Annotated in this window: 17 protein-coding genes; 11 read left to right on the top strand and 6 right to left on the bottom strand. The window is 69.5% G+C overall.

Going from position 1 to position 13,882, the window contains the following annotated elements; all coding sequences use genetic code 11:
• The 3 genes from AC1DU4_RS25070 to AC1DU4_RS25060 all read left to right on the top strand — a co-directional run.
• On the top strand, nucleotides 1-430 hold a 430-nt coding region (locus AC1DU4_RS25070; protein WP_477844495.1), incomplete at its 5' end, for a hypothetical protein.
• Between the two features lie 87 nt (nucleotides 431-517).
• On the top strand, nucleotides 518-832 hold the full coding sequence (locus tag AC1DU4_RS25065; RefSeq protein ID WP_477844493.1) for a hypothetical protein: 315 nt from the start codon (nucleotides 518-520) through the stop codon (nucleotides 830-832).
• A gap of 61 nt (nucleotides 833-893) precedes the next feature.
• Nucleotides 894-1,901, top strand: a complete 1,008-nt coding sequence (locus tag AC1DU4_RS25060) for an alpha/beta fold hydrolase (RefSeq protein WP_477844491.1) — start codon at nucleotides 894-896, stop codon at nucleotides 1,899-1,901.
• Here AC1DU4_RS25060 and AC1DU4_RS25055 read toward each other — a convergent pair whose 3' ends face one another.
• From AC1DU4_RS25055 to AC1DU4_RS25045, 3 genes are all read right to left on the bottom strand, one after another.
• On the bottom strand, nucleotides 1,902-2,522 hold the full coding sequence (locus tag AC1DU4_RS25055; protein ID WP_477844489.1) for an FHA domain-containing protein: 621 nt from the start codon (nucleotides 2,520-2,522) through the stop codon (nucleotides 1,902-1,904). It abuts the gene before it with no gap.
• Between the two features lie 105 nt (nucleotides 2,523-2,627).
• Nucleotides 2,628-3,461, bottom strand: coding sequence for an SDR family NAD(P)-dependent oxidoreductase (locus AC1DU4_RS25050; RefSeq protein ID WP_477844487.1), 834 nt, complete (start codon nucleotides 3,459-3,461; stop codon nucleotides 2,628-2,630).
• A complete protein-coding gene (locus AC1DU4_RS25045) occupies nucleotides 3,458-3,985 on the bottom strand; it encodes a nuclear transport factor 2 family protein (protein WP_072844201.1) in 528 nt (175 codons plus the stop codon). The genes AC1DU4_RS25050 and AC1DU4_RS25045 overlap by 4 nt, the downstream gene beginning before the upstream one ends.
• Nucleotides 3,986-4,203: 218 nt before the next feature.
• Here AC1DU4_RS25045 and AC1DU4_RS25040 point away from each other — a divergent pair, with 218 nt between their 5' ends.
• Complete coding sequence (locus AC1DU4_RS25040) at nucleotides 4,204-5,487, top strand: PucR family transcriptional regulator (protein ID WP_477844485.1); 1,284 nt, start codon at nucleotides 4,204-4,206, stop codon at nucleotides 5,485-5,487.
• A 65-nt stretch (nucleotides 5,488-5,552) separates the two neighbouring features.
• On the top strand, nucleotides 5,553-6,800 hold the full coding sequence (locus AC1DU4_RS25035) for a cytochrome P450 (protein ID WP_477844483.1): 1,248 nt from the start codon (nucleotides 5,553-5,555) through the stop codon (nucleotides 6,798-6,800).
• A 79-nt stretch (nucleotides 6,801-6,879) separates the two neighbouring features.
• On the opposite strand, the gene AC1DU4_RS25030 is transcribed toward AC1DU4_RS25035, so the two are convergent.
• Nucleotides 6,880-7,509 carry a TetR/AcrR family transcriptional regulator gene (locus AC1DU4_RS25030; RefSeq protein WP_477844481.1) on the bottom strand — a complete coding sequence of 210 codons (630 nt, stop codon included), beginning with the start codon at nucleotides 7,507-7,509 and terminating at the stop codon, nucleotides 6,880-6,882.
• A 121-nt stretch (nucleotides 7,510-7,630) separates the two neighbouring features.
• Between AC1DU4_RS25030 and AC1DU4_RS25025 the strand changes: the two genes are divergently transcribed.
• Nucleotides 7,631-9,061, top strand: a complete 1,431-nt coding sequence (locus tag AC1DU4_RS25025) for a DHA2 family efflux MFS transporter permease subunit (RefSeq protein ID WP_477844479.1) — start codon at nucleotides 7,631-7,633, stop codon at nucleotides 9,059-9,061.
• A 113-nt stretch (nucleotides 9,062-9,174) separates the two neighbouring features.
• The gene (locus AC1DU4_RS25020; RefSeq protein WP_477844477.1) at nucleotides 9,175-10,281 is read left to right on the top strand and encodes a PQQ-dependent sugar dehydrogenase; all 1,107 of its coding nucleotides are present in this window, start codon (nucleotides 9,175-9,177) and stop codon (nucleotides 10,279-10,281) included.
• Nucleotides 10,282-10,309: 28 nt separating this feature from the next.
• On the opposite strand, the gene AC1DU4_RS25015 is transcribed toward AC1DU4_RS25020, so the two are convergent.
• Entirely contained in the window at nucleotides 10,310-10,765 is a 456-nt protein-coding gene (locus AC1DU4_RS25015) for a ferritin-like domain-containing protein (RefSeq protein ID WP_072844195.1), read from the bottom strand.
• Nucleotides 10,762-11,268: a hypothetical protein gene (locus AC1DU4_RS25010; RefSeq protein WP_477844475.1), complete on the bottom strand. Its 507-nt coding sequence runs from the start codon at nucleotides 11,266-11,268 to the stop codon at nucleotides 10,762-10,764. The genes AC1DU4_RS25015 and AC1DU4_RS25010 overlap by 4 nt, the downstream gene beginning before the upstream one ends.
• A 132-nt stretch (nucleotides 11,269-11,400) precedes the next feature.
• Here AC1DU4_RS25010 and rimP point away from each other — a divergent pair, with 132 nt between their 5' ends.
• From rimP to AC1DU4_RS24990, 4 genes are all read left to right on the top strand, one after another.
• Entirely contained in the window at nucleotides 11,401-12,003 is a 603-nt protein-coding gene (gene rimP, locus AC1DU4_RS25005; RefSeq protein ID WP_072844194.1) for a ribosome maturation factor RimP, read from the top strand.
• A 4-nt stretch (nucleotides 12,004-12,007) separates the two neighbouring features.
• Nucleotides 12,008-13,039 (top strand): transcription termination factor NusA, encoded by a 1,032-nt coding sequence (gene nusA / locus AC1DU4_RS25000; protein ID WP_072844191.1) that lies wholly within the window; start codon nucleotides 12,008-12,010, stop codon nucleotides 13,037-13,039.
• Between the two features lie 44 nt (nucleotides 13,040-13,083).
• Nucleotides 13,084-13,392 (top strand): YlxR family protein, encoded by a 309-nt coding sequence (locus AC1DU4_RS24995; protein WP_477844473.1) that lies wholly within the window; start codon nucleotides 13,084-13,086, stop codon nucleotides 13,390-13,392.
• 156 nt (nucleotides 13,393-13,548) lie between these two features.
• Nucleotides 13,549-13,882, top strand: a 334-nt coding sequence (locus tag AC1DU4_RS24990) for a translation initiation factor IF-2 N-terminal domain-containing protein (RefSeq protein WP_477844471.1), incomplete at its 3' end; no start/stop codon positions are given.

The following is a 13,882-nucleotide window of genomic DNA, read 5'->3' as shown; positions in this document are numbered from 1 at the left end:
GTCGAACACCATCAAGCGCGCTTTCGCTACCGCAGCCATCGCCGCCTTCGCCCTGGCCGCCGGAGCGGGTATCGCCTCCGCTGACGCGAACGGCGGTGCCGGCGCACCGGGTGGCGCGGGCGGCGGCGCCCAGTCGGGCAACGCCCAGACCGGCAACGGTGGCAACGCCACCGGTGGTGCGGGTGGCTCGGGCAACGTCGGTATCGGCGGCGTCAACATCGGCAACGGCAACCAGGGTGGCGTGTCCTCCGGAAACGGTGGCGGCGCGATCGGCGGGAACAGTGGCAACGCGACCACCGGTGACGCGAACGGTGGCGGTGGCGGGGCCGGTGGAGCCGGCGGTGCGGGTGGGACGAACAACCCGACCACGAACACCACCACGACCACCACCACCGAGGAGAGCTGCAGCTTCCCGTTCATCTTCTGCTGACCCCAGGCACGACCCGACCACCCCAGGGGCCGGCGCCACGTCACCAGACCGGTGCCGGCCCCCCTCCACATCCCGAAGGGACCAGAAATGTTCGACAACACAATCGCCCGGCGCACCACCATGGCAGCGGCCGCGGCCTTCCTCATGCTCTCCGCGGGCGCGGGCATCGCCGCTGCCCAGACCCCGGACTTCGGCTTCGGCGGCCCGCAGAACGGGGCACCGACGAACGGTGCACTCCCGATCGGCGCCCCCGGCTCGAACGGCGCCCCCGGCTCGAACGGCAATGTCGCGATCGGTGGCGCCAACGTCGGACCGATCGGTGTCGGCGGCATCGGCGCGGGCCCCGGCGGGGTGAACCTCGGCAGCGGCCCGAGTATCCCGGGACTGCCGCCTCTGAAGTAGCAGTCCGGGTGTAAGGATCCGCCGCGCCGAACCGATACAGCAAGTACGTGAGGAGGACACCATGTCGAACGAGGGCACCAGGTCGAAGACAGTCCTCACGGGCGGGCGTCGGGTCACGGTCCCTGCTGGCGGGCGCCGGGTCACTGTCACTGCCGACGACGGCGTTCCCCTCGCCGTCCGCGAGTACGGCAGTCCCGACGCCCCGGTCACCGCAGTCTTCGCGCACGGGCACTGCCTGCACTCGGAGTCGTGGTCGTTCCTGCGGGAGCACTTGGCCGGTTCCTGGGGCGACGAGGTGCGGATGGTCTTCTACGACCACCGGGGGCACGGCGAGTCCGGTCACGCCCCCGCGGCGGCCTACACGATCGAGCAACTCGGCCGCGACCTCGGCGCGGTACTCGCCGCGGTCGCGCCGCAGGGGCCGGTGGTGCTCGTCGGACACTCGATGGGCGGGATGACCGCACTGACCTACGCGCGGCAGAACCCGCTGCTGGTTGGCGACCGACTGGCGGGCCTCGCCCTGATCTCGACGGCGGCGGGCGGGCTGGCCGACACCGGACCCGGACGGCTGCTGCGCGGGCCCGCGCTGTCCGTGCTGCAGGCGGCGGTCCGGTGGACGCCGCGGATCGCCCAGGGCTCGCGGCGGCTGGGTCACAACCTGTGCGGCGCGCTCGTCCGCATCGCGGCCGTCGGAAACCGCAGCGTGGACCCGCGCATAGTCGCGGTGGCAGCGGCGATGGTGAACGACACCTCGGTGGCGACGATGTGCGGCTTCCTGGCGTCGTTCGCGGGATTCGACGAGACCGGGACGCTGACGACGTTGGCGGGCATCCCGTCTGTCGTGGTGTGCGGCAGCGCGGACCTGCTGACGCCGTTCTCGCACTCGACCGCGATGGCGAGCCGGTTGCCGGCCGCCGACCTGGTGCGGATCGAGGGCGCCGGGCACTCGGTGATCCTCGAGCGCCCGGCGGAGGTCGCGGGCGCGATCGCGGCGCTGGTGGCGCGGGTCGGTGCGGCGGCCGTCGGGTCGGGCGCGGCCGACCGGGGCATGGCCACGGCGACCGGTTGATCAGAGGTCGCGGGCGTTGATGATGCCGCTGTGCATCGCCCGCTCGGCGAGCCGCACCCGCTTCTGGTTCTGCGGCAGGTCTTCGACCCCGAACTTGCCGAACAGGGTGCGCAGGTGCGTCTTGACGGTGTCCACACTGAGGAAGAGCTCCGCGGCGATCTGCTGGTTCGACGCCGGGTTCGCGAACATCGCGCCGTGCTTGTAGGGCCGGCACAGCGCGGTCAGGATCGCGCGCTGCGTCTCCGTGAGCGACCGGGCGGTGGGTGTGTTGGCGGCCACCATCGTCGCCTCGACCGGTTCACCACCGAACTCCTGGTAGGTCATCACCGTGCCACCGATCCGGATGCTGTCGCCGGTGGCGAGCCGTCGCCGGCCGACGATGCGGTCGCCGTTGACGAAGGTGCCGTTGCGGGAGAGTCCGTCGTCGACGATCGTCCAGTGCGCGCCGACGCATTCGATCACCGCGTGCAGCCGGGAGACCTCGTCGTCGTCGCCGAGCCGCAGGCCCGACGTCGGGGCGCGTCCGACGGTGAGGCGGGGCAGGTCGGGCGACAGGTCCAGCAGGTGCCGACTGCCGTCGGCACCGGCGTAGACCAGCCGAGACTCAGCGGGTCTGTCCATGGGCACCTCCGAGGGCACGGGTCAATCGTGCCTCCCGGCCCCGCCGTCGGGCAAGGGCGGGGCCGGGAGAGTCGAGATGCGAACCGTGAGGCGGGTGGGGCGCGGTCAGTACAGCGCGCCGCCGCCGAACGCCGCCCGGTGCGAGGCCGGCTGGTTGCCGTCGACGTCGGTGATGCCGTACTCCAGCGCGGTCTCCGCCACGATCTGGGTGTGTCCGCTGCGCTCGCCGACGTTCGGGTCGTTGGCCAGCGCGACGATCACCCGCCCGATGAACTCGGGGGTCTCGGCGTCCGCGAGGGAGAACCCCTCGAAGCTCTTCATCCCGCTCGCGACCATCGCCTCGTTGCGGACCAGGCCCGGCCAGAAGGACAACGCGCTGACCCCGGTGCCCTTGAGCTCGACGGCCATGTCCGCCGCCATCTTGTCCAGCCCCGCCTTGGACATCCCGTACAGCACCGAGTGCAGGTACCCGCGGGTGCCGAAGGACGAGATGTTGCCGATCAGCCCGCTGCCGCGCGGCACCATCAGCTTCGCGGCCTCGACGCTGGCGACGTAGTGCGCGCGCAGGCCGATCCCGATCAGCGAATCCCAGTCGCTGATCGGGCGCTTCCAGAACGGCTGCGAGAATCCGGCGTACCCGTCGGACGGGCCCGCCCAGGCGTTGTTGACCAGCAGGTCCAGCCGGCCGTCCTGCTCCTCGGCGATCCGGGCGAACAGCTGCTGGATCTGGGCGTCGTCGGTGTGGTCGCACTGCACCGCGACGCCCTTGCCGCCGCGCGCGTCGATCTCGGCGACGGTGGCGTCGAGTGGCCCGCCGGTGCCCACCTCGCCGCGGGAGGTGACGTAGACGGTCCAGCCGTCCGATCCGAGTGCCAGGGCGACGCCCTTGCCGACGCTGCGGCTGGCGCCGGTGACGAGGGCGACCTTGCGTTCGCTCATCGGTCCACCACCGTGTTCTCGGGCGACTGCGGCGTCGCTGCGGGGAAGTTGCCGGTGACGACCGCGTCCGCGGCCAGCGGCTGCTGGATCGACCAGGTCGCCGTGAAGTGGCACTTGGACATCTTCCACTCGCCGTCCTCGAGCAGGTACTCGTCGTCGTACTCGCCGGTGGTCAGCGTCTCGGTGCGGTCGAGCAGGTTCACCTGCCGGAACCGCAGGGTCCAGCGACCGGTGGCGGTGTGCTCGCCGGTCACGGTGATCTCCGGGTGCATGCCGTGGTGCATGTCGTAGATGACGTGCTCGCCGTCGACCTTGGCCAGCGCGACCTTGGTGAAGATCTCCGTCATCGGGTCGGCGTCCTGGAACGCGCCGAGACGGCCGTAGTCGATGTCGGCGCCGGTGCGCACGAAGCTGGCCCGGAAGGCGACCGGGTCCTTGGCGTCGCAGGCCCGCCAGTACCCGTACTTGAGTTTCTTGATCGCCTCGACCTGTTCGAGGTTGTCGATCCGCTGCGCGAGGTCCAAGATGCGTCCCGTCTGTGGCTGTTGTTGCGTGTGAGGAGACCCTAGGGTGTGCGCCGTCACACTCGCAGCGGGTCCTCCCAATCAGCGGGCGGTGACTGCTGGCCACCGTCGGGCGTAAGGGGCTGGGACGGGTTCGCGATCGCGGTGGTCGGGGACTGAATACGCTGAGCGGTCCGCCAGGAGTTGTCCCCGCACGACTCCGCCGTTCGAGGAGGGGCATGGACACGCCGAGTACCACGCAGGCCGGACAGTGGATGCGCAACTACGTCGCGGAGACCCTCTCCCGTGCCGACCTCGAATCGTTCATCGACAGGGTCTGGCGGTCCATGGGGTCGGACGTCCCGGAGTTGTCCACGGACGCCGAGATTCAGCGCGACCTTCAACTCGCTGTTCGCAGCCAGTTCCGGCTCATCCTGGTTGTGCGGCGGGCGGACGCCGACCCCACCTGGTCTGTCCCGGTCGCGGACGAAGCTCGTTCCCTGGCACGCACCATCGCGCGCCGCGGACTGGAACTGCGGATTCTCTCCCAGCTCTATCACGCCGGCCACCGGGCGGTCTGGCGGTTCGTCACGGAGTTCGTCAACAACGCCGATGTGCCAGCGGATTTCAAGGTGCAGCTCGTAGTCATGATGTGGGAGCAGACGAGCGAGGTCATGAACTCCATGCTCGAGGAACTCGCCGCGACCTACACGCAGGAACGAGAAAGACTGCTCAGCGGAGCGTTCTCGATGAGGGTCAACACGGTGCGGGAAATCCTGGACGGCACCGAGAACAGCCTCGACGACGCATCCGTCCGGCTCGGCTACCCGGTCCACCGCGTCCACACCGCAATGGTGTTGTGGACGACCGAACACGCACTCTCGATCGACTCACGGATCTTCGAGCCTCTCGCCCTGCGGCTGGCTCGATCTGCATCCTCAGCCGAGATCCTCTGCGTCCCATCAGGTGCGCGGGGACTGTGGGCCTGGATGGTGACTGGCAGCAGCGAGGAACCCACGATCGATTCCGCTCTCGTGCCCCCCGGCATCCGCGTGGCGGTGGGCCGGCCGGGGCAGGGCATCGACGGGTTCCGTCGAACCCACCGTGAGGCCCAGGCGGCGCAACAGATCGCCACGCGCGCACAGCGGAGCCGGCCCGTGACGAGCTACCACGACGTCGAGCTCGTCTCGCTGCTCGCCGCCCGCCCGGACGCGATGAACACTCTCGTCGAACGGGAGCTTCACGGGATGCTGGGGGAGGACGAGCCGTCCGCCAGGCTTCGAGAGACGCTCAGGGCGGTCCTGTCGCACCAAGGAAATTTCGAGGCCGCCGCTCGCCAGCTCGCCGTGCACAAGAACACCGTCCGGTACCGCGTGCAACAGATCGAGGAGCGTCTCGGCCGGCGAATCAACCACCGCACGCTGCACCTGGAACTGGCACTCGACTACTTCGACACATTCGGCGGTCGCACCGACGCGGATGTGTCGACCGAACAAAACAACCGGGGGACCTTGGACAACTAGGCCAAGCCGCCAAAGCTGCTCTCCTGCAAGGCTGACTGTCGACGGTCTGACAAGAGGAGATCACAGTGCCCATTCCGAAGCTGCCCGACGGATTCGACCCCACCGACCCGGACATCTACTCGACGCGGGTGCCGCACGCGGAGTTCGCCGAGCTGCGTCGGTCGGCGCCGGTCTGGTGGTGCCCGCAACCACCGAGCACCGGCGGGTTCCAGGACGACGGGTACTGGGTTGTCACCCGGCACGAGGACGTCAAAGAGGTCTCACGCGACGGTGACGTGTACTCCACGTGGGAAAACACCGCGATCGTCCGGTTCAACGACGACATCCCCCGCGAGGCCGTCGAGTTGCAGCGGCACATCCTGCTGTTCAAGGACGCGCCGGAACACACCAAGCTGCGCAAGATCATCGCGCGTGGCTTCACGCCCCGCGCGGTGGGCATGCTCGAGGGCGCGCTGTCCGAGCGAGCGGAGCAGATCGTCACCGACGCCGCGGTGGCTGGAGCAGGCGACTTCGTCACCCGTGTTGCCAGCGAGCTGCCACTGCAGGCGATCGCGGAGCTCATCGGTATCCCCCAGGAGGATCGGGGCAAGGTCTTCGACTGGTCCAATCAGATGACCGGCTACGACGACCCTGAGTTCGAAGGCGACCCCCAGGCCGCGTCGATGGAGCTGCTCGGATACGCCTACCGGATGGCGGAGGAACGCAAGAAGTGCCCGGCCGACGACATCCTCACCCAGTTGCTGCACGCCGACATCGACGGCGATGAGCTCAGTCCCGAGGAGTTCGGGTTCTTCGTCATCCTGCTCGCGGTCGCAGGCAACGAGACCACCCGGAACGCGATTACGCACGGGATGATTGCGTTCCTCGAGAATTCGGGGCAGTGGGAGCTGTACAAGAAGGAGCGGCCCCGCACCGCTGCCGACGAGATCGTCCGTTGGGCCACCCCCGTCACCGCCTTCCAGCGGACCGCGCTGACCGACACCACGCTCGGTGGCCGGCAGATCAAGAAGGGGGACAGGGTCGCGATGTTCTACGCCTCGGCCAACTTCGACGAGGACGTCTTCGACGACCCGATGACGTTCGACATCACACGTGATCCCAACCCGCACCTGGGCTTCGGCGGCACCGGAGCGCACTTCTGTATCGGCGCGAACCTGGCACGCCTCGAGATCGACCTGATCTTCAACGCGATCGCCGACCACCTGCCCGACATCACCAGGCTGGGTGATCCGAAGCGATTGCGCTCGGGTTGGCTGAACGGAATCAAGGAGTTCGAAGTGGACTTCAACGGTCGGTGCCCTGTGCAGCACTGACAGTCACACCCTCCTTGACTCTGGCCAAGGAGGGTCGCGGTACCGGGTCTCGGGTGCTGGCTGTTCCGCGGAATGCGGGTCAGCCCCGAGTCTCGGTCGCCGCGGAATCGGTGGCGTCGGCGTCGAGGGTGCCGCCGAACACGCAGGCCGACAGTTCCGCGAGTGCGGGGTCCTCGTCGAAGTGCTCCGGCGCCCGCATCGCGAGCATCGTGTTGATCAGCATGCCCTGGGCGATGAACTCACGCGCCTTCTCCGGCGTGCAGCCGGTGCGGGTACGGATCTGGGTGTAGATCGCGGACATCGTGGACCGCGCCTGGGCGCCGATCTCCGGGGTGCCGCCCGCCGAGAAGCCGTGCATCATCACCAGCAGCAGGTCCTGGTCGGCGATCAGCCCGGCGTAGGCGGCGCCGAGCTGGGCCCAGAACTCCTCGCTGTCCGGGTCGATCGTCAGCCGGTCGAGTTCCGCGTCGAAGGTCTCGACGATCCTGGTCAGCGCCCGTGCGAGCACCTCGCGGAACAGTTCCGCCTTGGTGCCGAACATGCGCACCACGTAGGGCTGGGAGACCCCGGCCTCCTTGGCCACCGCGTCGGTGCTGGTGCCCGCGTACCCGCCGCGCGCGAACGCCCGCGACGCCGCGGCCAGGACGAGCTCCCGACGTTCCGGTGCGCTCATCCGGGTAGGCCGCGGGGAATTCGTGGGTGCAGACATATTGACAGGTTATCACTTGATAACTAGCGTCGGACGAATCAAGTAATCATTCAATGCTTACAACGACTCCCGCTGCTTACAAACGACTCCGGATCCGGAGCCCTCACTCCGAGGAACAGTGATGACCACAGTCTCCGATCAACTCGACGTCCTCGTCGAGCCGCAACCGTCGTCCGCGCGTCGGACCGTCCCGATCTGGTTGGCCCTGATCGCGGCCTCGCTGCCGATGTTCATGGCAACCCTCGACAACCTCGTCATGACCAGCGCGCTCCCGGTGATCCAGCAGAACCTGCAGGCCACGGTGGGTCAGCTGCAGTGGTTCATGAACGCTTACACCCTCGCGTTCGCCACCCTGATGCTCGCCGCGGCCGGCCTCGGCGACCGCTGGGGCCGGCGCCGCGTCTTCCTCTACGGCATCGCGCTGTTCACCGCGGCCTCGATCGCGTCCGCGCTGTCGACGACCCCCGCGATGTTGATCGCGGCGCGGGCCGTCCAGGGCGTCGGTGCGGCCGCGATCATGCCGCTCTCGCTCACCCTGCTGGCCGGCGCCGTTCCGGCCGCGAAGCGCGCGCTCGCCATCGGCGTCTGGGGTGGTGTCTCCGGACTCGGGGTCGCGCTCGGCCCGGTGATCGGCGGCGCCGTTGTCGACGGCGTCTCCTGGCAGGCGATCTTCTGGCTCAACGTGCCGGTGGCCCTGGTCGCGGTGCCGCTGGCGCTCTACGCGCTGGGGGAGTCCCGCGGTCGGCGTGCGCCGATGGACCTGCTCGGTGTGGCACTGGCCGGGGCCGGCGTGTTCCTCGGGGTGTGGGCGATCGTGCACGGCAACGACGATGGCTGGACCTCGGCGACGGTCCTCGGTTCGCTCGCCGCGTCGGCACTCGCCCTGACCGGCTTCGTGATCCACGAGCTGCGCACCCCGAACCCGGTGATGCCGATGCGACTGTTCCGCTCCCGCAGCTTCTCGGTCGCCAACGTGATCGGCCTCGCCTTCACACTCGGGATGTTCGGTGCGGTGTTCCTGCTCGCCCAGTACCTGCAGATCGTGATGGGCTACACGCCGTTCCAGGCCGGCCTGCGCACCCTGCCGTGGACCGCCGCACCGATGGTGGTGGCTCCGATCGCCGGCATCCTGGCGCCGCGGGTCGGACTGCGTCCGCTGCTGGTCTCCGGTCTGACCCTGCAGGCGGCGTCGCTGGTGTGGATGGCGATGATCCTCGAACCCGGCACCAGCTACGGGGCGATGGTGCCGGCGCTCGCGATGGCGGGAATCGGGATGGGCCTGACCTTCGCTCCCAGTGCCACCGCGGTTCTCATCGACATGGCCGAGGTCGACCACGCCACAGCAAGTTCCGTGAACTCGACGATCCGCGAGGTCGGCGTCGCGCTCGGTGTCGCGGTGCTGACCGCGGTGTTCCTCGGCAAGGGCGGCAGCCTCACCCCGGCGGGCTACGCGGACGGCCTGCAGCCCGCGCTGCTGGTAGGCGCGGCCTCCGTCGTCGTCGCGATCGTGGCGGCGCTGGCGATGCCGAGCCGCAAGGAGCAGTCGGTGTAGCGGCAGTACGAAGGGCCGCTCACGGGTCGACCGTGACTCATATGATGGGTCCGTGGCGTCAGGTCTACCGTTCGCGCGTCTCCCAGCGTGAGCATGGAAGTGACGGAAGGCAGGTGACCGGCGTGAGAGTGCTCGTCGTGCTGGTCCTTCTCCTCGGTCTGACCGGTTGCGTCTCCGACAACCCCGGCACAACCGGGGGCGCCACTTCGGCCCAGGCGACGAACGCCGAGGCGCCGGCCCAGGACTCGCAGGCCCCGACCGTCGTGGACACGATCGCCGAGGGACTCGAGACCCCGTGGGGACTCGCGTTCCTCCCCGACGCAACGGCGATCGTCACCGAACGAGACACGCGCCGAGTTCTCACTGTTCGTGACGGCCGGACGACGGTGGTCGGAACGGTCGACCCGGCAGCGCCGCGGGGCGAGGCGGGTCTGCTCGGCGTCGCCGTTTCGCCGACCTTCGACACCGACCGGTTCGTGTTCTTCTACTTCACCACGAGCACCGACAACAGGGTCGTACGCACCACACTCCACGACGGGGGACTCGGCGAGCTCGATGTCATCCTCGACGGCATCCCCGCCGGGTCCATCCACGACGGTGGACGTCTCGCCTTCGGGCCGGACGGATTCCTCTACGTGTCCACCGGCGAAGCCGGGGATCGGGACCTCGCGCAGGAACCGGATTCGTTGGGCGGCAAGATACTTCGTATCACCACCGACGGTCGACCCGCGCCGGGCAACCCGACCCCGACCTCGCCGGTCTGGAGCCTGGGCCACCGCAACGTGCAGGGCCTCGCCTTCGACGACCACGGGACGCTGTGGGCCAGCGAGTTCGGCTCGACCCGATCCGACGAACTCAATCGCATCCAACCCGGCGGCAACTACGGATGGCCCGCGACAGAAGGAGTCGGCGGTCGCGAACCGTACACAGATCCCCAGCTGACCTGGGGTGTCTCCGAGGCGTCGCCGTCGGGGCTGGCCTACGCGCAAGGCCGTCTGTGGATGGCGGCGTTGCGCGGGCAACGGCTCTGGCGCATCGACGTCACCACCGGCACCGCCGCCGAACCGCGCGACTTCTTCGTCGGCGAGTACGGCCGGATGCGCACCGTGGCGTTCGCGCCCGACGGCCGCCTGTGGGTGACCACCTCCAACCGAGACGGGCGCGGTTCCCCCGGGATCGGCGACGACCGCATACTCGCGGTGACCGTGGGAGGGCGGTGACTGGCGCACGGCGACGCCACACAATGCCCTAGCCGGGCTGACCGGGGAACGCCGTGGTCGGCGGTGTCACGCCGAGAACCGCCTGCCAGTTCGCAAGGCGCAGAGCGGTTTCGGTGAGGGCGTCGACCGCGACGCCCCGGGTGTGCTCGGACTGTGCGCGTTCGATCACCGACCGCCACGCGACCGCGGCGTCACCCTCCACCCGGGCGGCGAGCTGGACCGCGGTGGTCGGGTCGGTGACCGGGAACGGGATGGTGTACCCGGGCTCGGCGCCCGGCGGGGTCACGCTCGCCGCGACGAGCGCGTCGACGGTGGCATCGCGCCGGGCCCGGTGCGATGCGGCGTCCGCCGAGATCTGTCCGATCCGTGCGGGGTTGGAGAAGGCCGCGACGATCCCGTAGGCGAACACGGCGGCGTGCTCGGCGCGCAGGGCGTCGACCAGGGCCTGCTGCTCGGGCCCGAGCGAGGTGGTGGGGGAGGTCATGGCAGCAACACCGCCTGCTGCACGGCCACGGCCGCGCTGATGGAGCCGAGGAGTCCGGCCCGGTAGCCGTCCAGGCGCCGCGCCAGAGCGGCCGCGYCGCGCTGCGAATCGGCCAGGTCGGCGCGGACGTCGTCCACTGTCGGGGGCGCCGAGGCGGCGGTGGTGCTCGGCGCCGCGGTGGTGGTCGAGGTGGCCTCGCTGCCGGCGGCCCGGAGGATCTCGGCGGACAGCGCGTCGGCGTGGGCGGTGCGTTCGTTCGCGACGACGGTCAGGGCCCCGGCCCGGTCGGGTGCCAGGGCCGCGGCGGCGGTGGCCGCGGCCGCGTCCCGTCTGGCCGCGGCCAGCGGGACGAGCAGGGGGTCCGGTTCCCGGGCCTCGTCGTTCGAACCGGAACCGGCGCATCCGGCGGTGGCGCCGAGGGCGGCGAGGCCGAGGGCCGCGGCGCCGGCCACCCGGAAGGCGCCGCGTCGTGAGAGCGCGGGGCTGATGAGGGCTGCAGGCACGGACCCATCCTGTCAGGTGTGCTGTCGGGCATCCGAACCCAGGCTGGTCACCGGAGGGTCAAATGCACGATATCCTTAGTCTTCGCGCCGAAGACTTGTGATCCGAACACAACTGAACGAGGAGTTCCACTGATGCCGGTTCCGTCAAAGGAGAGGGTGGTCGAACTCCTCTCCGGTCTTGTAGACCGACAGGGATACGACCTGGAGGACGTCACCGTCACCCAGGCCGGCAAGCACAGCGTGGTCCGCGTGATGGTGGACGGCGATGCCGGCCTCGAGTTGGACGCGGTCGCCGAGCTGAGCCGGGTGATCTCCGACGCGTTCGACGCCGCAACCGAGTTCGGCGAGACCCCGTACACGCTCGAGGTCACCTCACCCGGTGTCGACCGCCCGCTCACCGAACCCCGGCACTGGCGTCGCGCGCGCGGCCGCAAGGTGGCGGTCCAGTTTGCCGACGAGCAGCTGACCGGCCGGGTCGGTGCCCTCGGCGACGGCGTCGTCGCGCTGGTGCTGCCCGGCAAGGGCGGACCGACGGTGCGGGAGATCGCCCTCGCCGATGTGGTGAAAGCGGTAGTGCAGGTGGAGTTTTCGAAGCCCAACCCGGCCGAGCTCGAACTCGCGGGCGGGGTGGCCGAGGGTCGGGTCCTGCCCACCGACGTCGACGACGCGGTGGACCTGACAGCAGGCGCGGACGAGACAGACGAGACAGACGACGAATTTCAGGTAGAAGGGTAGACAAGTGAATATCGACATTGCCGCGCTGCGCGCCATTGAGGAAGACAAGGGGATCTCGGTCGGCACGATCATCGAGACCATCCAGACCGCGCTGCTCACCGCCTACCGGCACACCGAGGGGCACCAGTCCCACGCCCGCATCGACGTGGACACCAAGAGCGGCATCGTCCGGGTGATGGCCCGCGAGGTCGACTCCGACGGCAACATCGTCGGTGAGGAGTGGGACGACACCCCCGAGGGCTTCGGCCGGATCGCCGCGACCACGGCCCGGCAGGTGATCCTGCAGAGACTGCGGGACGCCGAGCACGAGAAGAGCTTCGGCGAGTTCTCCACCCACGAGGGCGAGATCGTCGGCGGCATCATCCAGCGCGACACCCGTGCCAACGCCCGCGGCATGGTCGTGGTGCGGATCGGCAGCGAGGCCAACGGAGCCGAGGGCGTGCTGCCCGCGGCCGAGCAGGTGCCGGGGGAGACCTACGAGCACGGCGAGCGGATCAAGTGCTACGTCGTGGGTGTCACCCGCGGCCAGCGCGGCCCGCAGATCACCCTCTCGCGCACCCACCCGAACCTCGTGCGCAAGCTCTTCGCGCTCGAGGTGCCCGAGATCGCGGACGGCTCGGTCGAGATCGTCGCGGTCGCGCGCGAGGCCGGTCACCGCACCAAGATCGCCGTCGCGTCCCGGGTCCAGGGCCTCAACGCCAAGGGCGCGTGCATCGGCCCGATGGGCCAGCGGGTGCGCAACGTGATGAGCGAACTGGCCGGCGAGAAGATCGACATCATCGACTTCGACGACAACCCGGCCCGGTTCGTGGGCAACGCGTTGTCGCCGTCGAAGGTTGTGTCCGTCACAGTGGTGGACGCCGACGCGCGCGCCGCGCGCGTGGTGGTCCCCGACTTCCAGTTGTCGCTGGCCATCGGCAAGGAGGGGCAAAACGCCCGCCTGGCTGCACGCTTGACGGGCTGGCGGATCGACATCCGATCCGACGCCGCGCCGGTGACTGACTCGCCGTCCGGACCTGCGTCGACGCGCGTTTAGGGGCGGCATGTACGTAACTGTTGTCAACAGCGGTAGAGTGGTCGATGGCTCAGCATGAGTTTTCGGCGGATACGCGCGAATGCACCGGTCAACCGGTGCGCACGTGCGTCGGATGCCGTAAACGCGCGCTGACCGCGGATCTGCTGCGGGTCGTCGCACGCGAGGTTCAGCCGGAGGGCTGGGCCGCGGTGCCCGATCCTCGGCGCAGGCTCCCGGGACGAGGTGCGTGGTTGCACCCCGAACCGAACTGTCTGAGCCTGGCGGAGAAGCGCCGAGCATTCGGCAGAGCGCTGCGAGTGTCCGGAACCCTGGACACGGCGGCACTGGATCGGGAGATCGAGCAGATCTCGTGATCGAGCCGCATCCACAACAGAGCAGTACCTCTTGAGACGAGTTAGGCAAACACACTCATGAGCACACCGTGAAGCACCAACGATGATCGTCCATCGGAGTTAACCCGAGGTCGTGCGGGCGCCCAGCCGCGCTCGACCTCATCAGTGAGGAGAGCAGTGGCAGGCAAGGCCCGTGTACACGAGTTGGCAAAGGAACTCGGTGTCACCAGTAAGGAACTACTCGCACGGCTCAAGGAGCAGGGCGAGTTCGTGAAGTCGGCGTCCTCCACAGTGGAGGCGCCCGTCGCACGGCGGCTGCGGGAGTCCTTCCCGTCGGCCGATTCGGCGGCAGCACCCGCAAAGCCCCAGGCGGCGGCGCCGAAGCCCGGCGGACCGCGTCCCGGCCCGAAGCCGGCGGCTCCGGCACCGGCGCCCGCTCCGGCGGCTCCGGCACCGGCACCGGCTGCTCCCGCGCCGGTCGCAGCACAGCCCACACCGGCAGCGCCGGCAC

The organism is Rhodococcus sp. P4_F5 (assembly GCF_056401315.1).
Note: the sequence above shows the minus strand (reverse complement) of the source record. Positions and strands in the feature narration are given on the sequence as shown.

Bases quoted from the DNA above. Each gene is read 5' to 3' on its own strand.
- AC1DU4_RS25025 (WP_477844479.1), top strand. From the start codon at position 7,631: ATGACCACAGTCTCCGATCAACTCGACGTCCTCGTCGAGCCGCAACCG.
- AC1DU4_RS25050 (WP_477844487.1), bottom strand. From the start codon at position 3,461: ATGAGCGAACGCAAGGTCGCCCTCGTCACCGGCGCCAGCCGCAGCGTC.
- AC1DU4_RS25030 (WP_477844481.1), bottom strand. From the start codon at position 7,509: ATGTCTGCACCCACGAATTCCCCGCGGCCTACCCGGATGAGCGCACCG.
- AC1DU4_RS25060 (WP_477844491.1), top strand. From the start codon at position 894: ATGTCGAACGAGGGCACCAGGTCGAAGACAGTCCTCACGGGCGGGCGT.
- AC1DU4_RS25065 (WP_477844493.1), top strand. From the start codon at position 518: ATGTTCGACAACACAATCGCCCGGCGCACCACCATGGCAGCGGCCGCG.
- AC1DU4_RS25055 (WP_477844489.1), bottom strand. From the start codon at position 2,522: ATGGACAGACCCGCTGAGTCTCGGCTGGTCTACGCCGGTGCCGACGGC.
- rimP (WP_072844194.1), top strand. From the start codon at position 11,401: ATGCCGGTTCCGTCAAAGGAGAGGGTGGTCGAACTCCTCTCCGGTCTT.
- AC1DU4_RS25015 (WP_072844195.1), bottom strand. From the start codon at position 10,765: ATGACCTCCCCCACCACCTCGCTCGGGCCCGAGCAGCAGGCCCTGGTC.
- AC1DU4_RS25040 (WP_477844485.1), top strand. From the start codon at position 4,204: ATGGACACGCCGAGTACCACGCAGGCCGGACAGTGGATGCGCAACTAC.
- AC1DU4_RS24995 (WP_477844473.1), top strand. From the start codon at position 13,084: ATGGCTCAGCATGAGTTTTCGGCGGATACGCGCGAATGCACCGGTCAA.